This is a genomic window from Anaerococcus lactolyticus S7-1-13 (assembly GCF_000758765.1).
GTDB lineage: Bacteria > Bacillota > Clostridia > Tissierellales > Peptoniphilaceae > Anaerococcus > Anaerococcus lactolyticus.
Window position 1 is genome coordinate 1 of the sequence record NZ_JRMW01000044.1, and the last position, 22,441, is coordinate 22,441.

The following is a 22,441-nucleotide window of genomic DNA, read 5'->3' on the forward strand; positions in this document are numbered from 1 at the left end:
ACAAAGGAAATAATCCAAGTCAAAAGGGTGGTAATGAAATAGTTGAAATCCAAGCGAAGATAGACCAAACTGTGAAAACAGTAGGAAATGCTGCAGGCAAAATAGCAGGAAGTGTATCAGCAACTGTAAATAGCGGAGTAGCCGGTACAAAGAAAGCCCTAGCCAAAGTATTAAATCCACGCACAGGAATTATAACAAACTATGAATTCTACCTAGGATTGATGGCAGCATCAAGTGTCGGACTGTTCTTTACAAGAGAAAAAAAGAATAAGGACGAAGAATAAAATCAAAAGATCGTAAGCAAGAGCTTGCGGTCTTTTTTTGTCCAGGAAAAAAAGAGAAGGCCGGGGGCTTATTTCATTAATTAGAGATCCTGGGTTTATGGGATTCCTCCCGTACGTTCGGAATGACAGGTGGGCTTGAAAAGTCAAGCTCTAACTGTCATGTCGAGCACATGCGAGACATCCCATGAATTTTAGATTTCTATTCTATACAAAAATCACCTCTTGACATAGTCCTAAATAGTACTATAATACTTATAAGAGTTAACAAATATTTGTTTATTTATTTTAGAGAAAGAGGGTTTATGAATTATGATCCAATATTCTCTATTTTTTCTTTGCTAAGGTGTGCCAGTGGTATGAGTAAGGAGAGGGCAAAGTTTTATGGTCTAAATGACTTGGAGACTATTATCTTAATCCACATTGGTCTTTTGGAAAATCCAACCCAAAAAAGTATCTCAGAAAAACTTAGGGCTCCTAAACAGACTATCAACAATGTAATCAAGGCCCTTGAAGATGATGGTCTTATTGAGCTAATCCAAGATGAAAGTGACAAGAGGATTAGGATTTTGAGGTTGACTACTAAGGGCAAGAAAAATAGGGATGAAAAGTTAAGGCCGATTATTGAAGCCAATAAAAAAATGTACGAGAGATTGGGCGATGAAAAGGTGAAGGAGATAAGCGATGCTCTTAAGATTTTGATTGATTCAATCAAGGAAGATTTTGAGAAGGAGGATGAATGGAAAGTATAAAAGAATTTTACAAGTCCTTTACCTATATCAAGAGGTATTTGGGAGAATTTAAGAAAAATCGAAATATTTCAAGGATTTATACCAGCCTTGAAACCATCTTAGAGCTTGCTATTCCAGCTATTATGGGCATGACCCTTAATGAAGCTGTCAAGGGTCAAGATTTGGGACTTGCAATCAAGTATGGACTTTTGATGGTTGTTTTATCTTTAATTACTATGTTTTGTGGTATGCAGGCAACTAAGAACGCTGGTATTGCCTCGTCTGGTATGGGCCGCAATGCTAGGCTTGCCCAGTTTGAAAATATACAGCGCTTTTCTTTTGAGGACTTGGATTATTTTGGGGTCCCTTCGCTTTTGACAAGGTTATCGTCTGATACTCAACAGATAACTTTTTCAATGTTTGTTTCAACCAGGTTTGTAATTAAGACTGTAGCAATGGCTATAGTGGCCTTTGTTTTGGCTCTTAAGTCTAGCCTAAAATTGTCACTTATATTTTTAGTGGCAGTTCCAGTTTTGTTTGCCCTTCTGATGGGTCTTACTACCTATGCTATTCCTAAATTTAGGAAGGCGAGGTTTCAATATGACAAGCTTAACCTAGTTGTAGAGGAAAATCTTAAAAATATGCGTGTGATCAAGGCATTTTTTAGGAAGAGATATGAGCTTGATAAGTTTGGCATCCAAAACGAAAAGATGTTTGAATACGCAGACGGATCTCAAGGGCCAATGTCTCTTGTCTTTCCCCTTGCCAATGTAGTTTTGTTTGCTACTTTTGTGGGCATTACCTATTTTGGTGGGATTGAAATCATCGAAGGAAGACTACAAGTAGGCGACCTTGTTGCCTTTAATATGTATGCAACAATGCTTTTAGGTGCCTTTATCGGAATGAGCATGGTTCTTACTATGTTCATGTCAGCTTCCCCTGGTATTACAAGGGTTGTGGAAGTGATTAGTAGAGTGCCTTCAATGGATAATGATGAAAAAATCGAAGGTCTTAAATTAGAAGATGGATCAATTGATTTTGACAATGTTTCCTTTAAGTATGAAGAAGATTCGGCTTCCTACCAGCTTGAAAATATAAATCTCCACATCAAAAGTGGGGAGGCTATTGGGATTTTGGGGCCTACAGGATCATCGAAATCAACCCTAGTCCAGCTGATACCAAGGCTTTATGATATAAGCAAAGGGGCACTTAAAGTGGGAGGTCATCCGGTGGAGACCTATGACCTTAAAACTTTGCGTGATGATGTGGCGATTGTCCTTCAAAAAAACACCCTCTTTTCAGGCTCTATCGCCGATAACCTCAGGTGGGGTGATGATGAGGCGGCTATGGAAGAAATAGAGCTTGCAGCCAAGATTTCTCAGGCCGATGACTTTGTAAGAAATCGCCACGATGGCTATGAATCAGTCCTTGGTCAAGGTGGAACAGGTGTGTCTGGTGGCCAAAAACAAAGGCTAACCATTGCCCGTGCCCTTCTTAAAAAACCAAAAATCCTAATTATGGACAATTCCACTTCAGCAGTTGATACTAAGACCGAAACAGCAATCATCGATGGAATTAACAAGTATAACAAGGATTTGACAAAAATAATTATTTCCCAGAGGGTGTCTTCATTCAAGTATGTAGACAGGATTATAGTTATGAACGAAGGAAAAATCGAAGCAGTTGGTTCTCACGACGAGCTTTATGCGACCAACAGAGTTTACAGGGAGACTGTCGATATCCAAGAGCAAGGAGGTGGAGATAATGACTAATGATTACAAGATGAATGACAAATCCTATAGGAGAAAAGTTTCATTTTCGTCTATAGGAAGGCTTTTATCCTATCTTTTTGCTTATAGGTGGCAGATGATTTTGATTGTAGTTTGCGTAATAGTATCAGCTCTCACCCAGATTTGGGGAGTAAATATGCTCCAGCCAATTATTGATTCTTATATCTTAAAATCAGACGTGGCTGGCCTTAAAAGAGCATCGCTTCAAATGGGAGCTATCTACGCCGTTTCCGCCCTTACTTCCTTTATATATTCAAGGCTCATGGTCAGGGTTGGAGAAAGATCAATTAGAAATATCAGGATTGAACTTTTTGACAAAGTCCAAAAGATGCCAATAGGATTTTTTGATACCAACAAGCACGGTGAGATTATGTCAAGGTTTACAAATGATACTGACGTTCTTAGTCAGGCCTTGGCAAATACTGTTCCAACCATAGTTAGGGCAGCAATTATGCTTGTGGGTACAATTCTTGTCATGTTTAAATTAAGTTTTAACCTGACCTTTACAATGCTCATTGGCCTTACAATCTTAATTCCAATTTTATCAAGGATTATCTATAAGTCTTCGACCTCCTTTAGAGAAGGCCAGGGACATATATCAAGCCTTCAAGGATTTTCTGAAGAAACCCTATCTGGACAAAAAGTTGTAAAAGTTTTTTCAAGAGAAGAAAAAATCCTCGACACTTTTAGAAATAAGACTGAGGAAGTAAGGATTGCTTTTACCCGTGCCAATACCTATGCTGGTAGGATGATGCCATTTTTGCTAAATATGGTAAATATTCTTTATGCTGCTATTACCGTTTACGGGGTCTATATCACTATCAATGGAGATATGACTGTCGGAGTTTTGGCAGCCTTTTTATCAAATATAAGGCAAATTCAAAATCCTATTGTGAATGTTAGCCAACAGGCCAACGCAGTTTTCCAAGCTATGGCAGGGGCTGATAGGATTTTTGAAATAATTGATATGCCAATAGAGAAAGATACAGGTTTTATCGAACTTGTCCACGCTGTGGAAAATGCCGACGGCTCTGTGACAGAGTGTAATGACCTAACAGGTAGCTATGCCTGGATGTGGGATGATGGCGATAGAAAACACTACAAGATGCTCGAAGGCAGACTGGAGTTTAAGCACGTTGACTTTTCCTATGACGGCAAAAATCAAATTCTTAAGGATATTTCATTTTATGCAGAACCAGGAGAAAAGATTGCCTTTGTCGGCTCAACCGGAGCGGGAAAGACAACTATTACCAATGTCATCACTAGGTTTTATGAAATTGATAATGGATCAATTATGGTAGACGGTATTGATATTAGGGATATCAAAAAAGATTCCCTAAGACGTGCCTTTGGTATGGTTCTCCAAGAAGTGAACCTCTTTACAGACACCATTGAGGGCAATATCAAGTATGGTAGGCTAAGGGCAAGCGATGAAGAAGTCAAGGCTGCGGCGAGATTATCTGGTGCAGACTCCTTTATAAAAAGGCTTCCAGAAAAATATGACACCGAAATAAAAGGTGACGGATCGAGCCTATCAGACGGTCAAAACCAGCTAATCTCAATCTCAAGGGCAGCTATCGCAGAGCCTCCGATGCTTATACTTGATGAGGCGACCTCATCTATTGATACAGCCACAGAAAAGGATGTCACAGAAGCAATGGATAAGCTAATGACAGGTTCAACTTCCATAGTTATAGCCCACAGGCTTTCAACCATCCAAAATTCTGACGTAATTATGGTAATGGAAGACGGAAGGATAATAGAACGAGGAAACCACGACAAATTAATAAAAGAAAAGGGAACCTACTGGCAATTATATACCGGTAAGTTGGAACTTGATTAACTCACAGCCTCTCATCCAAATTAGGAATGGGAGGTTTTTGTGTTATAATAATTTTAGGAGATTTTATGTTTAAGATATTTGTGGTTGACGATAGCCAGATAATTTCAGAAAAATTAAAAAATGAACTTGAGAAATGGGGATTTGAAGTTATCCTTGCGGATAATTTTGAGAGGGTTTTTGATACCTTTAAAGGTGAAAAGCCGGACCTTGTAGTCATGGATATTGGTCTACCTTTTTATGATGGGTATTTTTGGACAAGAAAAATTCGTGATATCTCAAATGTGCCAATAATATTTTTATCCTCAAAGGAAGATACCATGAATAAAATCATGGCCATGGAAATGGGAGCTGATGACTTTGTGAGTAAACCCTTTGAAATAGACCTTCTACTTGCCAAAATAAAGGCGATTTTAAGAAGGGCCTATGATTATAAGGAAAATCTGTCAAGACTTGAAATTAGGGGATTAATCCTAGATTTAAAGTCAATGGCCATTAGCTACGGTGAAAAAAGTTTAGACCTGTCTAAGAATGAATTTAAAATTTTAGAGACTCTTATGGTAAATAAGGGAAATGTTGTTTCTAGAGAAAAGCTAATGACAAGCCTCTGGTCGACAGATATTTACATCGACGATAACACCCTTACAGTCAATATTTCTAGGCTAAGAAAGTCTTTGGCAGGTCTTGGGGTAGATGATTTTATAATGACCAAGCAGGGATACGGTTATTATGTTGAAGCTTAAAAATTTTTTGAAGGAAAATAAGGTATCTTTTATTTTCTTTTTTATTATTAGCCTTACTTATTTGTTGGTTTTCATAAGTTTCAATCTAGAAAAATTTCCAATAATTTATGGTTTTTTGATAAGCTTTTTTATTTTTTTAGCCTATTTTATTTATAAGTATTTTAATCAGGCTGAGCCAACCTTTGTAGAAATTTCTAAAAATCCAAGCCAGAGGGAAAAGATAATCTTAGATGAATTAGGGAATATCAATAAAAAATACAAAGACCTATTACTTGCCTATAATGAAATTGAAGGCGACCTTAGGGATTTTTATGGGCTTTGGATTCATGAAATAAAAACGCCTATTTCTGAAAACAAGCTGATTTTAGATGAGCCTAATCCAGACCTTGACCTCCTTAAGAAAAATAACAAGAGAATTGAAGATTATTTAAACATTCTCCTTGGCTTTGTAAGATACAATTCAAAAACCAACGACTATGTCTTTAAGGAAGTAAGAATTGAGCCTATAGTTAAAGAAATTATTAGGGAAAAATCTTACGATTTTATTTCCAAAAAAATTAGCTTGGATGTGGGCGACCTTGGATTTATGACTGTGAGTGATGAAAAATGGCTAGGTTTTATTATTGGTCAGCTTTTAAACAATGCTTTGAAATACACTCCAGAAGCTGGCAAGATAAAAGTATATTTTGAGAAAAATTTCCTTATTGTAGAGGATAATGGGATTGGAATTAAGGGGACAGACTTGCCAAGGGTTTTTGAAATGGGTTACACAGGTGAAAATGGCAGGAAACTTGGTTCTTCAACTGGACTTGGCCTTTATCTTGTAAAATCTATAGGTAAGGATTTAAATTTGGATATAAAAATCGAATCAGAAGAGGGGAAATTTACAAAAATTATGATAAATTTCCCAAAACTTACAAAATTGTAAGAAAATAAGTCTCTTTGTAAGCTAGGCAAAGGGACTTATTTTTATAAAGCCTTTATAATTATATTATGAGAGGTGAAAATATGTTAGAAATAAAAAATTTAAGAAAAATTTATAAGGAAAATACAGCAAATGCTGTAACTGCCCTCAAGGATGTGAATTTGAAAGTCGAGGACGGGGATTTTGTAGCCATCATGGGCGAGTCTGGATCAGGAAAGACCACACTTTTGAATATCATTTCCCTTATTGATAAGGAAACTAGCGGGCAAATTTTCCTTGATGACAAGGAAATCCTATCCTTATCTGATAAGGAAAAGTCAGATTTTAGGAGGGATAATTTTGGTTATATTTTCCAAGATTTTAATCTTTTGGATAATTTTGATGTGAGGGAAAATATCCTTTTGCCCCTTGTTTTAAGAGAAGAAAATCCAGAAGGTTTTGAAGATAAGCTTATGCCTATTGTCAATAAGCTTGGAATTGCTGAACTTTTAAATAAGTATCCGGCAGAAATATCCGGTGGGCAAAAGCAAAGAGTGGCTGTAGCGAGGGCCTTAATTATAAGGCCAAAAATAATATTAGCAGATGAACCAACAGGCCAACTCGATTCCTCATCTAGCGAAGATTTGTTAAAATATTTTGAAAAAATAAACGCCGAGAAAAACACAATTTTTATGGTGACCCACTCAAATATTGCAGCTTCCTTTGCCAAAAGAGTTTTATTTATCAGGGACGGCAAGATTTTCAATGAAATTTATAAGGCAGATGACAGTCGTGATCAGTTTTATAAAAGAATTTCTGATTCACTAAACTTTTTAAGGGCGGCAAAAAATGAAACTCACTAAGCGTCTCGCCCTAGATGGGATTAGAAAAAATAAGGAAGTCTATCTGCCATATATTTTGATTTACGGATTTATGGTTTTTTCATTTACTTCAATCCTGCTTTTAATGAATGCCGATACTTTAAAAGATTTTTACGCCATGTCTAGCATCTATTATATATTGAAAATTGCTATTTATGTAATGGGGATTTTTTCGCTGATATTTTTATATTATTCAGATGGATTTTTATTAAACAAAAGACTTAAGGAAATCTCGCTCTATGCGATTTTGGGCCTTGATAAAAAATATCTATCAAAAATTTTGACCTTGGAATCCTTGATAATATCAGCTTTGGGATATTTAATTGGTATAATTTCTGCTTCAGTTATCTATAAACTATTAGAAACAATTTTTTTGAAGCTCATGCTAATGGAAGGAAATTTCTACCTAAGTTTTGCTAGAGATGCCTATATAATTAGCTTCTTGGTTTTTGCAGGAATTTCCCTATTAATTTTATTGACTAGGATTATAAAGATAAAAAGAAAATCAATCCTAGACTTATTTAAGGAAGAAAAGACCTTCAAAAGGCCAAGGGGTATGGTTTTAAGTGCGTTTGTATCATTAATTCTGCTTGGGTCTGGATATTACTTAGCCCAAACTATAAACAATCCTTTAAGGGCTCTTACCTACTTTTTCTTGGCAGTTGTCCTTGTAATGATAGGAACATTCTTCCTTTTCTCATCACTTTCAATAGTGATTTTAAAATTGATGAAGGCTTCCAAATCTTATTACAAGACAGAAAAATTTATCTCAGTTTCAAGCCTAATTTTTAGATTAAGGTCAAATGCCAAGGGTCTTGCTTCAATTACAATCATGTCTACAGCTGCCATTATTTTATTATCATCAGCCATAGCTCTTTATAGGAGTGTTGAAGATGTAGCAAACAGGCAATATCCAAGAGCTGTGGGCCTTGCTTCTGTTGATGAATATTCAATAGACCAGGTTAAAAAAATTATCAAAGAAAATGATTTAGAGGCAAAAAATATTCAAGATTACAAGGCGGTCTTTGCCTTTGAAAAAGATGGCAAAAATTTTAATACAAGCAAAGAATCTTATGTCTTTGACAATGCAAACTCTCTTGACGATAAGGCTATGGGAATACTTGTGGAAGTCAATGATGGATCAATACCAGAAGCTTTGGATTTAAAAGATGGGGAGTTTTTGCTTTATAAAAATCCTAAGTTGGCTGATATTTCAGACCTTGAACTTAACGGCAAAAAATTAAAGAAAAAGGCAGATATTAAAGACTATCCATATAAAAATTCTGGAAAGAATTCGTTATTGTCCTACATGTTTGATTTTTATTATCTAATAGTTAAAAAATTGGATAAAAACCTAAGTATAGATGATAATAAAATAGTTCATGTATATAATTTCGATTTGAACGATGAGGATATGGCGATTTTTAGGGAGAAAACTAAGGATGTCCAAAATGAATTTGGCATAGGCTTTCATGATTATTGTGTCTTAGAAGGCTACAAACTATACGGTGCAATATTTTTCGTAGGAATCTTTCTTGGCTTAATTTTTATGGTTGCAACAGGATTGATAATTTATTATAAGCAAATCCAAGAGGGTTTTGCCGATAGAAATAAATACCAAAGTCTAAGGAAATTAGGAATTGGAGAAGGAAAAATCAAAAAAACTATAGACAAGCAAGTTCTGGTATTTTTCTTCCTACCTTTGATAGTTGCAGGCATCCATGTAGGCTTTGCCTTTAAGATGATTTCAAAAATCTTTGTCATGTTAGGATGCGTAAATGAATCTATAAAGATAACTTCCTTTATAATAGGATTTGTAATGTTTGCCCTTTTGTATCTCATTTATTACAAATTAAGTAGCAGGCAATACTATAAAATAATATCATAAAATTTCGACTCTCTTGAGTCGATTTTTTATTATAATGTTTATTTTTAAGTATTTTCTTGACCAAATAGGGGCTTAGAGTTATATTATATGTATCTTAAGGAGTGTTAATGAAAGAAAAATCGTTATTAAAGAGTTATTTAAAATATTTAATCCCGACCATCACGACCATGACCTTGTTTTCAACCTACACCATGGTGGATGGTATTTTTGTTGGGAGGGGCGTTGGCAGCGAGGGCTTGGCAGCTGTAAATATTTCTATGCCCTTTGTGACCCTTTCCTTTGCCTTTGCAATTTTAATTTCGATTGGGTCTTTAAACCTCATTGCCCACGAAAAGGGTAGGCAAAACAAGGAAGGTGCCGATGAATTTTTTAGTTTAGGCGTTGCTATTTCAGTAATCTTTGCCCTGGGTCTTTCGCTTGTAGGTTTTATTTTTATAAATCCCCTTGTAAGATTTTTGGGCGCAGAGGGGCACATGGTAGAAATGGTAAAGGAATACCTCTCTATTATAATTTTCTTTTTGCCTTTTTACCTTACTTCCTATGTGTTTGAAATTATGGTAAAGGCAGATGGGAGGCCATCCCTTACGACTATTCTTATGCTGATGTCTGCTCTTACAAATGTAGTTCTTGACTATATTTTTATTTTTAAATTTCATTGGGGATTGTGGGGAGCGGCTGTGGCGACAGGTTTGGCCCAGACTATACCTACCATTGGCTATTTGATTTATTTTTTATCGCCAAAGTCATATTTGAAATTTAGAAAATTTAGGGTCAAGGCCTTTATGTTTAAGGAAATTTTTTCCTACGGCTTTCCTGCATCTTTATCAGAGCTTTCGACAGGCTTTTGTATTTTGGTTTTTAACCTTGCTATTGGAAGACTCTACGGAGAAGTGGGGCTTGCAGCCTTTTCTGTAATTGCCTATGTCATGACTTTTGTAGTAAACACTATGCTTGCCATAAACCAGTCAAGCCAACCACTTTTGGGTTTTTATTATGGGGCAAAAGAATACGATAAGATACCGATAATTAGAAAATATATGCTAAGGTCTGTTGCCGTCCTATCCTTACTGATGGTGGGCGCCATAGAATTTTGGCCGGAATTTTTTATAAATATATTTTTGACTGATGTTTCAGCTGATTTCATGATCTTTGCATCAAAGTCGCTCAGGATTTTTGCTATTAGTTTTTTAATCCTAGGCTTTAATATTACAAATGGTGGTTATCTCACATCTGTTGGCAAACCAAGGTTTGATTTTATAATCACCATCCTTAGGGGCTACTTGTTTGTAACTATTTTTGCTTACCTTGTTACAATTTTTATGCCAAAAGAAATGATATGGTATGTTTTAATTGGCTCAGACTTCCTAACAATGGTCATATCTATTTTCTTGATAAAAGAAGAATTAAATGAATTGAAAAAGGCAAGGCAGGTCCACTAGGATTTGACCTTGCTTTTAGGTTTTGAAAATTTAATCTTTGCTAATAATTGTCAAAAATAAAGGGTAGGTTTTTCTATGTTTAGCTTAAAGAAAACTTGACAAGTTTGGTCTTCTCGCTTATAATATAAAAGTAAGCTTAAGGGTAAAGAGCTTCCTAGCTTATAAAAAAATTAAAAAACATAAATTTTATCTTTACAAAAATTAAAAAAATGTTATAATAAACTTATGCGGATGTGGCTCAGTGGTAGAGCATCGCCTTGCCAAGGCGAGGGTCGCGAGTTCGAATCTCGTCATCCGCTCCATTTTTTATTAAGGCGCCATAGCCAAGTGGTAAGGCAGAGGTCTGCAACACCTTTACCCCCAGTTCAAATCTGGGTGGCGCCTCCAAATTCATCCCCAGCCGGGGATTTTTTTATTGGGAGGATATTTATGTTAGTTATTTCCTACAAGGCAAGCGAAGAGTTTAAAAATTTTCTAAGAGCTAATGACTATTCATTTATACAAACAATAGCAAATCCAAATTTAGACCCTAGGATATGTGATCATCCGGACTTATCTTTGTTTAAACTTGATAATAATACTATTGTTATAGATGAGGGTGTATTTTCTTATTATGAGGAGAAATTGCCTGGTTATAAACTAATAAGGGGAGCAAGGGTAGGCCAGAATTATCCGAAAGATTCCCTTTATAATGTGGTTGGCTTTAAGGATTTTTATATCCACAATGATTTTACAGAAAAAAATATAGAAAATTTTTTTAGGGCTAAGAAGATTTCATTTTTGAAAGTTAACCAAGGCTATAGTAGGTGTTCTATAATACCACTTAAAAATTTTTTAATCACAAGTGATTTTGGAATTTATAAGGTCCTTAAGGATAAGGTAGCAATAGAGCTTGTAGATGAAGATTATGTCTACCTAGACGGCTTTGACAAGGGATTTTTGGGTGGCACTTGTGGTTTAGTAGGTAATAAATTAATTTTCACTGGAGATATAAGCGAGCATAAGGCTTATCAAAAAATAAAAGACATCTGTCAAAGGGAAAATATTGAAATAACTTATCCAAAAACAGCTTTAGTAGACCTTGGTTCTGTTATTGAAATATAGCTTGCCAGATGGGGGCTTTTTTATTGGCTAAAATATCGTATAATGTAGCTAACTAATAAGATATAGGAGCAAGATATGAAGATTGTAAAACCATCAACCATTGCTGGTGTTATGGAACTTTTGCCAGAAGACCAGTTGGCTTTTGATAGGATGAAAAATATTATAGAAGAAACTTTTAAAAAATTTCAATTTTTGCCAATTGATACCCCAGTCATAGAAAAAAATGAAATACTTTTTGCTAAGGGTGGGGGAGAAACTGAAAAACAAATCTATGAAATAGCATCAGAGACTCGTGATATGAGTTTGAGATTTGACCTAACAGTTCCACTCGCTAGGTATGTAGCTGAGCACTTTGCAGACCTAAATTTCCCCTTCAAACGTTATCACATAGCTAAAGTATATAGGGGTGAGAGAAATCAAAAAGGCCGCTACAGAGAATTTTACCAGTGCGACATAGATATTATTGGCCACAATAGCCTCGCTATAGCCAACGATGCTATCCCACCAAGAGTTATTTATGAAATTTTTAATAAGCTTGATACACCAGATGTCACTTTCAAGATTAATAATAGAAAGCTTTTAAATGGATTTTTAAATGCCTTGGATATCACCGATACCACTGATGTTCTTAGACTTATTGATAAAAAAGATAAGATAGGGATGGAAAATACAAAAAATGAGCTTTTGGAATTGGTTGATAACCAAAAAGCTGATAAAATTTTAGCCTTTATCGCATCAGACCTTAAAAATGAAGAGCTTTTGGCGAGTTTAGATGATTTTGTGGATAATAACTTATATAGGGAGGGTCTTTGCGAATTAAAAACTGTCTATTCCTACATGATCCACCTTGGTATTCCAGATAAGAATATAAAAATAGACCCATCAATTACTAGGGGTCTTGATTATTATACAGGTACTGTCTACGAAACTTTTGTTAATGGCTATGAAAATATTGGATCTGTTTCTTCGGGTGGTAGGTATGAAAAACTTGCAGAAAATTTCTCTAAGCAAGCCCTACCAGGTGTTGGTATGTCAATAGGCCTTACCCGTTTATTTTACCAACTTAAAGAAATTGGCCTTGTTAATACTAATGAATCAAGACTTACAGATATTTTAATCATCCCAATGAGTGATGAAGAAAATTTCTACGCTATAGATATTTTAAATAAGCTCCACGAAGAAGGCAAGAGGGCTGATATTTACCTTGAAGGAGGTAAACTTAAAAAGAAATTCTCCTATGCTGACAAGGTTGGCGTGAAATATGCCTATATCATAGGTCAAAGTGAGAGGGAAGAAGGAAAAATAACTATTAGAAATATGCAAACTGGTGAGCAAGAACTCGTAGATTTTGCAAATCTTTAAGGAAATTAAAAGAGCTTAGGTCCTAGGACTTAAGCTCTTTTGTTTTGTTTATAATTTTAAATAGTTTTTTTATTCAGCAGAAACAACTTTTCCTGGGTTTAGGATCATGTTTGGATCGAATACTTTCTTTATGCCTCTCATTAGGTCTGTATTTAGTTGGCCTTCGTATTCTTTTAGGTATTTAAGTTTACCGTGACCTACACCGTGTTCACCTGATAATTGTCCACCAAATTCATAAGCCTTAGCATAGATTTCTTCCATGAATTCATGAACTTGTTTGTTAAATTCATCAAGTTTATCTTCGTCGTTTGATACTGTGTAAATATGAAGGTTACCATCACCAGCGTGACCGAAAGATTGAACGTCAAAGTCATATTTTTCGCCGATTTCATTTACAAAGTTAATGAATGGTGCGATTTTGTTGATTGGAACAACTACGTCACATTCGTCGATGAGTTTGTATTGGCTGTTGATAGCCTCAAGGAAGGAGCTTCTTGCTGCCCAAGCATCTTTGATTGCACTTGGTGTATCAGCAACAAGTACATCTATTGCTCCGTTTTCAACTAATAATTCAGCTGCTTGTTCCATAAGAACGTCAATTTCATCTTCATTATCGCCATCAAAGGTGATTAGTAGGTAAGCATTAACGTCTGTACCTTCTATATTCTTAGGGAAAGTTTCCTTACCGATGTATTTTTCAGAAGCAAGAATTATCTTTCTTTCCATAAATTCGATAGCTTGTGGTTTTAGGTTAGCTCTGAATAATACTGGAACTGTAGCAATACATTCATCTAATGATTCAAAAGGAACTATAAGAGAGATAGTATGTTTTGCTTGAGGAACTATCTTAAGAGTTAATTCTGTGATGATACCAAGGGTTCCTTCAGAACCTACCATAAGGTCTTTTAGGGAATAACCTGTTGATGTTTTAGAAACAACAGCACCAAATCTTGTGATTTCACCTGTTGGAAGAACAACTTCCATAGCCCTTACGTAATCTCTTGTTGTACCGTATTTAACAGCTCTCATACCGCCTGCGTTTGTTGACACGTTACCACCAAGGGTAGCAAATTTTTCACCTGGATCAGGTGGATACATATATCCTTTAGTTAGGCAATCCTCAGCAAGGTCGTGTAAGTAAACGCCAGGTTGAACTCTAACAACTAGGTTATCAAGATCGTATTCAAGAATTTTGTTCATTCCTTGCATATCGATCATAACTCCACCGTTTATAGCAACGCCAGAACCTACAAGGCCAGAACCAGCACCACGAGCAAGAACTGGAATCTTGTACTCATTACATAGTTTCAGAATTTTTGAAACATCTTCTGTAGATTTAGCTGCAACTAGAACATCTGGTTGGTAAGAACCATAAATTGGCATCTCATCATGAGAAAAGTCTTCGTTAATTTGGTCTGCTGTAAAAACTTTTCCCTCTACACTCTCACTAAGCTTGCTAATGAATTCATCATTAACTTTGTTGTAAACTGTCATATTACCTCCTATAAAATAACATTTTCATTTACTTGTAATTAGATTATAACAAATAAATTAACAAAGTGCAAAAATAATGATTATTGGCAATAAACTTAATTATGTGAAATTATAAGAAAACGATTGAACAAGGTCTTTTTTTAAGGTATAATCACGTTGAATGCTAGTAGGAGAAGAGATTTTTGTTTAGTAATATTAATATTAAATATTGATTTTTAGTATTAATTACATTCTTGAAATAAAGAAATTATCTTCTGAAATAGTAGCTGCAAGGTCATTTCAAAAAAGACTTTGATTTTTATTTGACAATTGAGCAATTGATTGTTAAGATAATAACAGTAGGATAATAATTGTTAGGATAATGTATCCAAAGTCAAAATTATAAGGAGAGAAAATGTATAAATTAACTGAAGAACAATTAGAAATGCAAAAAATGTTTAGAGATTTCGCTGAAAAAGAAGTAGCTCCTATAGCTATCGAAATTGACGAAAATCACAGATTCCCAGAAGAAAATGTAGCCAAAATGCAAGAGCTAGGCTTCTTTGGTATTCCATTTGATGAAGAATACGGTGGAATCGGTCTAGATACACTTACATATATTTTATGTGTAGAAGAGCTTTCTAAAGCATGCGCATCTACAGGTGTTATTGTTTCTGCTCACACATCTCTATGCGCTGACTGCATTAATAAATTTGGTAATGAAGAACAAAAAGAAAAATTCCTTACACCACTTGCTTCAGGTGAAAAACTTGGTGCCTTTGCTCTAACAGAACCAGATGCTGGTACAGATGCTTCAGGTCAAAAAACTGTAGCTGTTAAAGATGGTGATGAATATGTTCTTAACGGTTCAAAAATCTTTATCACAAACGCAGGTCATGCTGATACTTATGTAGTATTTGCAATGACAGATAAATCTCAAGGTACAAAAGGAATTTCTGCATTCATCGTAGAAAAAGGAACTCCTGGCTTTAACTTTGGTGCAAAAGAAGACAAGATGGGTATCAAAGCTTCTTCAACAATGGAATTAGTATTCCAAGATTGTAGAATACCTGCAGCTAACCTATTAGGCGAAGAAGGTAAGGGCTTTAAATATGCTATGCAAACACTTGACGGTGGTAGAATTGGTATAGCTGCTCAAGCACTTGGTATAGCTGAAGGTGCATTAAACAAAGCAATCAAATACGTTAAAGAACGTCAACAATTTGGTAGACCAATTGCTAAATTCCAAAATACACAATTCAAATTAGCTGAAATGGCTATAGATATAGAATCTGCTCGTCACTTAGTTTATAAAGCAGCAACACTAAAAGATGCTGGCGAAAGCTACACAGTTGCAGCAGCAGAAGCTAAACTTAAGGCAGCAAGAGTAGCTATGGATGTTACTACAAAGGCTGTTCAATTATTTGGTGGCTACGGCTATTCAAAAGAATATGAAGTTGAAAGAATGATGAGAGACGCTAAAATAACAGAAATCTACGAAGGTACTTCAGAGGTTATGTTAATGGTAGTTGGCGGTTCACTTTTAAGATAATATCGAAGGGAGATATATATGAATATATTCGTATGTGCTAAACAAGTTCCGGATACAAATGAAATCAAAATTGATCCGGTTACAAACACACTTATTAGAAAGGGCGTTCCAAGTATCCTAAATACTTACGATGCTTTCGCTTTAGAGCAAGCTCTAAGAATCAAAGATAAAGACCCAGAAGTTAAGATTACAGTAATCTCAATGGGACCTCCACAAGCAGATCAAATGCTAAGAGATTGTCTAGCAGTTGGTGCTGACAATGCTTACCTTGTAACTGACAAAAAATTTGGTGGTTCAGATACTCTAGCAACATCTTATATCCTATCAGAAGCTATCAAAAAAGTAGCTGAAACTGAAGGAAATCCTGACATGGTATTCTGTGGCCTACAAGCTATCGACGGTGATACAGCACAAGTAGGACCAGAACTTGCTGAACACTTAGGACTTCCACAAGTAACTTATGCTTATACAGCAGAGTTAAATGAAGAAGGACTTAAAGTTCTTAAAGAAGTTGAAGGTGGAGCTCAAGTTATCCAATCTGTTCTTCCAGCCCTAGTAACATTTACAAAATATGGCGATGAAGAATTAAGATATCCAAAAATCAAAAATAAATTAAAAGCTAAAAAAGCTTCTATTGGACAAATTACTTTTGAAGAACTTAAAGATAGCATAGATGAAACAGCTATAGGTCTAAAAGGTTCACCAACAAGAGTTAATAAATCTTATACTCCAACAGTTGAAAAAGTTGGCGAAATATTTGAAAATATGGAAGCTGGCGAAGCGGCAGATAAGCTTATAGCAGCTTTAGTTGATAAGAAGCTTATTTAAGGAGGGACTATGTCAGAAAATAAAAACCTATGGGTATTAGTTGAAACTAAAGAAGATGGATCAGCAGTTAATGTAGGCCTAGAATTATTAAATCCAGGCAGAAGAATGGCTGATGTTCTTGGTGGAAATTTAGTTGCTGTAATAATCGGAAAAGAAGTATCAAAAGCTAAAGAAGAGGTAAAAGACCACGGTGTTGATGCAATCATCACTTGCGAAGGCGATATTTATAAAGAATATAACACTGATGTATATGCAAATGCAGTATGCAAGCTTGTTGAAAAACACAACCCAAATACTATCCTAATCGGTGCTACTAACCAAGGTAGAGACTTAGGACCAAGAGTATCTTCAAGACTTCACACAGGTCTAACAGCTGACTGTACAGAACTTGATGTTGATGCTGAAACAGGAAATGTTCAATGGACAAGACCTGCCTTTGGTGGTAACTTAATGGCACAAATTCTATGCCCAGATTCAAGACCACAAATGGGTACTGTACGTCCAGGTGTATTCCCTAAAGAAGCTTTTGGTAGAAAAGATAATATAGAAGAAATCGAAGACAATATTGAATATACTGGTGATATCAGAACCAAGATTATTGACTTTATCGCAAGAGATGAAGGTGATGATGTTGATTTAGTTGGTGCAGAATTTATCGTATCAGGTGGACGTGGACTTGGAGATCCAAGTAACTTAAAGCTAGTAGAAGACTTAGCTGAAGCCTTAGGAGCAACTGTAGGTTCATCTCGTCCATTAGTAGATTCTGGATGGATTTCTCACTCTCACCAAGTTGGTCAATCAGGTAAAACTGTTGCACCAAAGGTATATATAGCAGTAGGTATTTCTGGAGCTATCCAACATATAGCTGGTATTAACGCATCAGATACAATTATTGCTATCAACAAGGACCCAGATGCACCTATTTTCGATGTAGCTGACTATGGTATTGTTGGTGACCTATTTGAAATTGTTCCTGCTTTAACAGAAAAGATTAAAGCAAGAAAAGGCTGAGATAAAAAATTAAACCACTATTTATATAAATAGTGGTTTTTCTTTTATACATAGTGGGGGAATAAGCCCATTAGTTGATTGAAAATCGTTTTTTGAAAATTGTTAAAATTTATACAAAAAAGATTGACAAAAAAATATCAACTGTTATAATAGAAGTATAAGACGGATGTTGGTTATAAAGTTAATTGTGACTTTATGCTAATAAAAACTATGTAAACGATTTATTCTAAGGGGGATGGATGACTTACAAAACTGTAAAATATGAAGTTAATGGTCACATTGCAAAGATTACTATCAATAGACCAGAGGCTTTAAACGCACTTAACTCAGAAGTATTAGACGAATTAAACACACTTCTTGATGAAGTAAGAGCTAACAAGGATCTTAGAGTAGCAATACTTACAGGTGAAGGAAGAAGCTTTGTTGCAGGAGCAGACATTAAAGAAATGTCAACTCTCACACCAGTAGAAGCTAAAGAATTTGGTTATAAGGGACTTCACGTATTTAGAAAACTTGAAAGCCTACCAATTCCAGTTATAGCTGCTATCAACGGATTTGCCTTAGGTGGTGGATGTGAAATCGCAATGAGCTGTGATTTTAGAATAGCAAGTGATAAGGCTTTATTTGGTCAACCAGAAGTAGGTCTTGGAATTACTCCAGGTTTTGCTGGTACCCAAAGACTTCAAAGACTTGTTGGTCCTGGATATGCAAAATATTTAATCTATACAGCTAAAAACATCAAAGCTGACAAGGCTTACGAAATTGGCTTAGTTCAAGAAGTCGTAGAAGCTGACAAGCTTGATGAAACAGTACAAAAATTAGCAGAAAAAATCGCTAACAACGCACCAGTTGCAGTTAGAGCTTCAAAAGAAGCTATAAATGTTGGTGGACAAGTAGATATAGATAGCGCAATTAAGGTTGAAGAAAACTTATTTGCCCTAACCTTCTCAACAGAAGATCAAAAATCTGGAATGCAAGCCTTCATAAACAAAGGTCAAGCTGAATTTAAAAATAAATAAAGGAGATAAATTATGAAAATAGGTGTAATCGGATCAGGAATCATGGGTGGCGGTATCGTAGAAACTGCTGCTAAAAGTTATGAAGTTGTAGTTAGAGATATCAAAGATGAATTCTTAGAAAAAGCAAAAGCTAGAATAGAAAAATCTTATGCTAAACAAGTTTCTAAAGAAAGAATGACAGAAGAAGCTAAAGAAGCTGCTCTTAAAAATATTTCTTACACAACAGAAGTTAAAGATTTAGCTGATTGTGACGTAGTTATCGAAGCTGCAACAGAAAATCCAAAACTCAAAAAAGAAATTTTTAAAGAATTAGACGAAGTTGTTAAAGAAGGTGCAATCCTTGCTTCTAACACATCATCTCTTTCAATCACAGACATTGCTGCAGTTACAAAAAGACCAGAAAATGTAATTGGTATGCACTTCTTCAATCCAGTTCCAGTTATGAAACTTGTTGAAGTTATCAGAGGTCTTCACACATCTGATGAAACAAACAAAGCTATTTTTGAACTTGCTGAAAAACTTGGCAAACAACCTATCGAAGTTAAAGAAGGCCCAGGCTTTGTTGTTAATAGACTTCTTATCCCAATGATTAACGAAGCTGTTGGCGTACTTGCTGACGGACTTGCAAGCGTTGAAGATATTGATAAGGGTATGCAACTTGGTGCAAATCACCCAATGGGACCTCTTGCTCTAGGAGATCTTATAGGTCTTGATACATGCTTAGCAATCATGGAAGTTCTTTATACAGAATTTGGTGATAGCAAATATAGACCATGCCCACTATTAAGACAAATGGTAAGAGCTGGAGACCTTGGTAGAAAAACAGGCAAAGGCTTCTACGATTATAGCAAATAAGATAAATAGATTTTAGAGAACATAAAGGAGAAATTATGACAAAAAAAGTAGTTATAGCAAGTGCAGCAAGAACACCAGTTGGTGCTTACGGTGGTGCATTCAAAACAGTTTCAGCAAGAGAATTAGGTGCAGTAGCTGCTAAAGCAGCAATCGAAAGAGCTGGTATCAAACCAGAAGATATAGATGAATCAATCCTTGGTTGTGTACTTCAAGCAGGTAACGGCCAAAATATAGCTAGACAAATAGCTCTAGATGCTGGAATTCCAATTGAAAAACCAGCAATGACCCTAAACATCGTTTGTGGTTCAGGTCTTAGATCAGTTTCCCTAGCAGCTCAAATGATTCTTGCAGGTGACTGCGATGTAGTTTTAGCTGGTGGTACAGAATCAATGTCTAACGCTCCATACCTATTAACAGATGAAAGATGGGGAGCTAGAATGGGTGATAAAAAAGTTGTAGATGAAATGATCAAAGATGGTCTTTGGGATGCATTCAACAACTACCACATGGGCGTTACTGCAGAAAATATAGCTGAAAAATTCGGCCTAACAAGAGAAGAACAAGACGCACTTGCTGCAGATAGCCAACAAAAAGCTGCTAAAGCTAGAGCTGAAGGAAGATTTAAAGACGAAATCGTACCAGTGGAAGTTAAAGGCAGAAAAGGAAAAGTAACAGTTGTTGATACTGATGAGTATATCAAAGAAGGCGTTACAAAAGAAAGTATTTCTGGATTAAAACCAGCTTTCATCAAAGACGGTACAGTTACAGCTGCTAACGCTTCTGGTATCAATGATGGTGCTGCTTGCCTAGTAGTAATGAGCGAAGAAAAAGCTAAAGAACTTGGCGTTAAACCTCTTGCTACAATCGTAAGCTACGCAACAGAAGGTGTTGATCCAAAAATCATGGGTACTGGTCCAATCCCAACAGTTAGAAAAGCTCTAGAAAAAGCAAACCTAACTCTAGAAGATATCGACCTAATCGAAGCTAACGAAGCATTCGCTGCTCAAGCTCTTTCAGTAATCAAAGAACTTGGATTAAATACAGATATCGTAAACGTAAATGGTGGAGCTATTGCAATCGGTCACCCAGTTGGTGCATCAGGTGCAAGAATCCTAACTACACTTCTTTATGAAATGCAAAAGAGAGACTCTAAAAAAGGTATCGCAACACTTTGTATAGGTGGCGGTATGGGTACTGCAGTTATAGTAGAAAGATAAGATAAATTTTAAGGTATGCAGATAGTTCTTATCTGCATGCCTTTTTTGTCTATTTGGCAAAAAAATTCTAAATACATAGAATAGATTGATAATAATTTGTAATTATGGGTATATATAAAATATATTAAGAAAACGATACTATAAAGGGGAATATATGGATTTCAAAAAAATGTATGAAGAAAAATTGATTACTGCAAAAGAAGCAGCAGCGATGGTAAAGGACGGTGACTGGGTAGAAATGGGTTGGTGTGCCCTAACACCGGTTGACTTTGATAAGGCCTTAGCCGATAGGGTAAATGAATTAAAAGACGTAAAGGTTAGGGGCGGAATCCTTGCTTACAATTCACCTACAGCTTCAGCTGATCCAACAGGAGAGCACATTACTTATCATTCTTGGCATTCATCAGGCATAGAAAGAAAGTTAATCAACTCAAAAGATCACAGCGCTTTCTTTATTCCAATCAAATACAGTGAGCTACCAAGATATATAAATGAAAATGCTCCAAAAGCAGCAGTTTCAGTTTTCCAAGTTAGTCCAATGGATAAACACGGAAACTTCAACTTTGGTGTATCTGTAAGCCACGCTATGGCATCTTTCCAAAATTCTGACAAGGTAATTCTTGAAATTAACGAAAATGTACCAAGAGCCCTTGGAGGATTTTCAAATTTCATTAACATTAAAGATGTTGACTACGTTTACCAATCAACAAATTATCCAATGCTTACCCTTCCAAAAGCTTCTTTTGGTGAAGAGGAACTTAAGGCAGCAAACTATGTAGTAGATATGCTCCGTGATGGAGATACTATTCAAATAGGTATAGGTGGACTTCCAAATGCTATTGGTTCAGAAATTGCAAAATCTGACCTAAAAGACCTCGGTGTTCACTCAGAAATGTATGTAGACGCCTTCAGGGAAATGGCTCTAGCAGGTAGAATTACAGGACGCAAGAAAAATATAGATGTTGGTCGCCAAACCTACGCTTTTGCAGCAGGTAGTCAAGAACTTTATGATTATATAGATGATAACGAAGAACTAATGGCAGCTCCTGTTGACTATGTGAATGATATTGATGTAATAGCATCTCTTGATAACTTTGTATCAATAAACACAGTTTTACAAGTAGACCTTTGGGGACAAATCTCAGCTGAGTCTGTAGGAACTAAACATATTTCAGGAGCAGGTGGAGCCTTAGACTTCGTTCTTGGAGCTTATAGGTCAAAGGGTGGTAGGTCAATAATTGCCCTTACATCATCAAAGATAAATAAAGAAGGCAAGAGAATTTCTAACATCGTACCAACCTTCGCACCAGGTACTCAAGCCACAGCTGTAAGAAGCAATACCCACTATATAGCAACTGAGCAAGGTATTGTAAACTTCAAGGGTTTAACAACTTGGCAAGCAGCAGAAGCTCTTGTAAGTCTAGCCCATCCAGACAACAGGGATGAATTAATCAAGGCAGCGGAAGAAATAGGTATTTGCAGAAATACTAATAAGAGAATATAAAAATAAGCCTTAAAGTGGT

Annotated in this window: 19 protein-coding genes and 2 tRNA genes; 20 read left to right on the forward strand and 1 reads right to left on the reverse strand. The window is 35.8% G+C overall.

Annotation, left to right across the window (positions count from 1 at the left end; genetic code table 11):
• The 13 genes from HMPREF1630_RS09575 to hisS all read left to right on the forward strand — a co-directional run.
• A partial coding sequence (locus tag HMPREF1630_RS09575; RefSeq protein WP_037328870.1) for a hypothetical protein occupies positions 1-284 on the forward strand: 284 nt, incomplete at its 5' end.
• Positions 285-586: 302 nt separating this feature from the next.
• The gene (locus tag HMPREF1630_RS09000; protein ID WP_037328873.1) at positions 587-1,033 is read left to right on the forward strand and encodes a MarR family winged helix-turn-helix transcriptional regulator; all 447 of its coding nucleotides are present in this window, start codon (positions 587-589) and stop codon (positions 1,031-1,033) included.
• A complete protein-coding gene (locus HMPREF1630_RS09005; protein WP_052039425.1) occupies positions 1,021-2,784 on the forward strand; it encodes an ABC transporter ATP-binding protein in 1,764 nt (587 codons plus the stop codon). The genes HMPREF1630_RS09000 and HMPREF1630_RS09005 overlap by 13 nt, the downstream gene beginning before the upstream one ends.
• On the forward strand, positions 2,777-4,645 hold the full coding sequence (locus tag HMPREF1630_RS09010; RefSeq protein WP_004826564.1) for an ABC transporter ATP-binding protein: 1,869 nt from the start codon (positions 2,777-2,779) through the stop codon (positions 4,643-4,645). The genes HMPREF1630_RS09005 and HMPREF1630_RS09010 overlap by 8 nt, the downstream gene beginning before the upstream one ends.
• 65 nt (positions 4,646-4,710) lie before the next feature.
• The gene (locus tag HMPREF1630_RS09015; protein WP_037328875.1) at positions 4,711-5,385 is read left to right on the forward strand and encodes a response regulator transcription factor; all 675 of its coding nucleotides are present in this window, start codon (positions 4,711-4,713) and stop codon (positions 5,383-5,385) included.
• Positions 5,372-6,313, forward strand: coding sequence for a sensor histidine kinase (locus HMPREF1630_RS09020; RefSeq protein WP_052039426.1), 942 nt, complete (start codon positions 5,372-5,374; stop codon positions 6,311-6,313). Before HMPREF1630_RS09015 ends, HMPREF1630_RS09020 begins: the two co-directional genes overlap by 14 nt.
• 80 nt (positions 6,314-6,393) lie before the next feature.
• Entirely contained in the window at positions 6,394-7,152 is a 759-nt protein-coding gene (locus tag HMPREF1630_RS09025; protein ID WP_231549542.1) for an ABC transporter ATP-binding protein, read from the forward strand.
• On the forward strand, positions 7,139-9,058 hold the full coding sequence (locus tag HMPREF1630_RS09030) for an ABC transporter permease (protein WP_037328878.1): 1,920 nt from the start codon (positions 7,139-7,141) through the stop codon (positions 9,056-9,058). The genes HMPREF1630_RS09025 and HMPREF1630_RS09030 overlap by 14 nt, the downstream gene beginning before the upstream one ends.
• Before the next feature lie 107 nt (positions 9,059-9,165).
• A complete protein-coding gene (locus HMPREF1630_RS09035; protein WP_037328879.1) occupies positions 9,166-10,497 on the forward strand; it encodes an MATE family efflux transporter in 1,332 nt (443 codons plus the stop codon).
• Between the two features lie 227 nt (positions 10,498-10,724).
• Positions 10,725-10,799, forward strand: a tRNA-Gly gene (locus HMPREF1630_RS09040).
• A gap of 11 nt (positions 10,800-10,810) precedes the next feature.
• A tRNA-Cys gene (locus HMPREF1630_RS09045) sits at positions 10,811-10,884 on the forward strand.
• 42 nt (positions 10,885-10,926) lie between these two features.
• Complete coding sequence (locus HMPREF1630_RS09050) at positions 10,927-11,601, forward strand: DUF6873 family GME fold protein (protein WP_004826552.1); 675 nt, start codon at positions 10,927-10,929, stop codon at positions 11,599-11,601.
• A 75-nt stretch (positions 11,602-11,676) separates the two neighbouring features.
• Complete coding sequence (gene hisS, locus HMPREF1630_RS09055; protein ID WP_037328880.1) at positions 11,677-12,963, forward strand: histidine--tRNA ligase; 1,287 nt, start codon at positions 11,677-11,679, stop codon at positions 12,961-12,963.
• Positions 12,964-13,032: 69 nt separating this feature from the next.
• Here hisS and HMPREF1630_RS09060 read toward each other — a convergent pair whose 3' ends face one another.
• Entirely contained in the window at positions 13,033-14,457 is a 1,425-nt protein-coding gene (locus HMPREF1630_RS09060) for an FAD-binding oxidoreductase (RefSeq protein ID WP_037328882.1), read from the reverse strand.
• A gap of 394 nt (positions 14,458-14,851) precedes the next feature.
• Here HMPREF1630_RS09060 and HMPREF1630_RS09065 point away from each other — a divergent pair, with 394 nt between their 5' ends.
• The 7 genes from HMPREF1630_RS09065 to HMPREF1630_RS09095 all read left to right on the forward strand — a co-directional run bounded on the left by HMPREF1630_RS09065 (position 14,852) and on the right by HMPREF1630_RS09095 (position 22,422).
• Complete coding sequence (locus HMPREF1630_RS09065; RefSeq protein ID WP_004826546.1) at positions 14,852-15,988, forward strand: acyl-CoA dehydrogenase; 1,137 nt, start codon at positions 14,852-14,854, stop codon at positions 15,986-15,988.
• Positions 15,989-16,006: 18 nt separating this feature from the next.
• Complete coding sequence (locus HMPREF1630_RS09070) at positions 16,007-16,816, forward strand: electron transfer flavoprotein subunit beta/FixA family protein (RefSeq protein WP_004826544.1); 810 nt, start codon at positions 16,007-16,009, stop codon at positions 16,814-16,816.
• 9 nt (positions 16,817-16,825) lie between these two features.
• A complete protein-coding gene (locus HMPREF1630_RS09075; RefSeq protein WP_004826543.1) occupies positions 16,826-17,827 on the forward strand; it encodes an electron transfer flavoprotein subunit alpha/FixB family protein in 1,002 nt (333 codons plus the stop codon).
• 239 nt (positions 17,828-18,066) lie between these two features.
• Complete coding sequence (locus HMPREF1630_RS09080; protein WP_004826540.1) at positions 18,067-18,846, forward strand: enoyl-CoA hydratase-related protein; 780 nt, start codon at positions 18,067-18,069, stop codon at positions 18,844-18,846.
• 12 nt (positions 18,847-18,858) lie between these two features.
• Positions 18,859-19,701 carry a 3-hydroxybutyryl-CoA dehydrogenase gene (locus HMPREF1630_RS09085; protein ID WP_004826539.1) on the forward strand — a complete coding sequence of 281 codons (843 nt, stop codon included), beginning with the start codon at positions 18,859-18,861 and terminating at the stop codon, positions 19,699-19,701.
• Between the two features lie 35 nt (positions 19,702-19,736).
• Entirely contained in the window at positions 19,737-20,918 is a 1,182-nt protein-coding gene (locus HMPREF1630_RS09090) for an acetyl-CoA C-acetyltransferase (RefSeq protein ID WP_004826537.1), read from the forward strand.
• A gap of 154 nt (positions 20,919-21,072) precedes the next feature.
• Positions 21,073-22,422, forward strand: a complete 1,350-nt coding sequence (locus HMPREF1630_RS09095) for an acetyl-CoA hydrolase/transferase C-terminal domain-containing protein (protein ID WP_037328884.1) — start codon at positions 21,073-21,075, stop codon at positions 22,420-22,422.
• Positions 22,423-22,441 lie beyond the last annotated feature (19 nt).

Bases quoted from the DNA above. Each gene is read 5' to 3' on its own strand.
- HMPREF1630_RS09020 (WP_052039426.1), top strand. From the start codon at position 5,372: ATGTTGAAGCTTAAAAATTTTTTGAAGGAAAATAAGGTATCTTTTATT.
- HMPREF1630_RS09090 (WP_004826537.1), top strand. From the start codon at position 19,737: ATGACAAAAAAAGTAGTTATAGCAAGTGCAGCAAGAACACCAGTTGGT.
- HMPREF1630_RS09035 (WP_037328879.1), top strand. From the start codon at position 9,166: ATGAAAGAAAAATCGTTATTAAAGAGTTATTTAAAATATTTAATCCCG.
- HMPREF1630_RS09095 (WP_037328884.1), top strand. From the start codon at position 21,073: ATGGATTTCAAAAAAATGTATGAAGAAAAATTGATTACTGCAAAAGAA.
- HMPREF1630_RS09080 (WP_004826540.1), top strand. From the start codon at position 18,067: ATGACTTACAAAACTGTAAAATATGAAGTTAATGGTCACATTGCAAAG.
- HMPREF1630_RS09065 (WP_004826546.1), top strand. From the start codon at position 14,852: ATGTATAAATTAACTGAAGAACAATTAGAAATGCAAAAAATGTTTAGA.
- HMPREF1630_RS09075 (WP_004826543.1), top strand. From the start codon at position 16,826: ATGTCAGAAAATAAAAACCTATGGGTATTAGTTGAAACTAAAGAAGAT.
- HMPREF1630_RS09000 (WP_037328873.1), top strand. From the start codon at position 587: ATGAATTATGATCCAATATTCTCTATTTTTTCTTTGCTAAGGTGTGCC.
- hisS (WP_037328880.1), top strand. From the start codon at position 11,677: ATGAAGATTGTAAAACCATCAACCATTGCTGGTGTTATGGAACTTTTG.
- HMPREF1630_RS09060 (WP_037328882.1), bottom strand. From the start codon at position 14,457: ATGACAGTTTACAACAAAGTTAATGATGAATTCATTAGCAAGCTTAGT.
- HMPREF1630_RS09050 (WP_004826552.1), top strand. From the start codon at position 10,927: ATGTTAGTTATTTCCTACAAGGCAAGCGAAGAGTTTAAAAATTTTCTA.
- HMPREF1630_RS09030 (WP_037328878.1), top strand. From the start codon at position 7,139: ATGAAACTCACTAAGCGTCTCGCCCTAGATGGGATTAGAAAAAATAAG.
- HMPREF1630_RS09085 (WP_004826539.1), top strand. From the start codon at position 18,859: ATGAAAATAGGTGTAATCGGATCAGGAATCATGGGTGGCGGTATCGTA.
- HMPREF1630_RS09025 (WP_231549542.1), top strand. From the start codon at position 6,394: ATGTTAGAAATAAAAAATTTAAGAAAAATTTATAAGGAAAATACAGCA.
- HMPREF1630_RS09010 (WP_004826564.1), top strand. From the start codon at position 2,777: ATGACTAATGATTACAAGATGAATGACAAATCCTATAGGAGAAAAGTT.
- HMPREF1630_RS09015 (WP_037328875.1), top strand. From the start codon at position 4,711: ATGTTTAAGATATTTGTGGTTGACGATAGCCAGATAATTTCAGAAAAA.
- HMPREF1630_RS09070 (WP_004826544.1), top strand. From the start codon at position 16,007: ATGAATATATTCGTATGTGCTAAACAAGTTCCGGATACAAATGAAATC.
- HMPREF1630_RS09005 (WP_052039425.1), top strand. From the start codon at position 1,021: ATGGAAAGTATAAAAGAATTTTACAAGTCCTTTACCTATATCAAGAGG.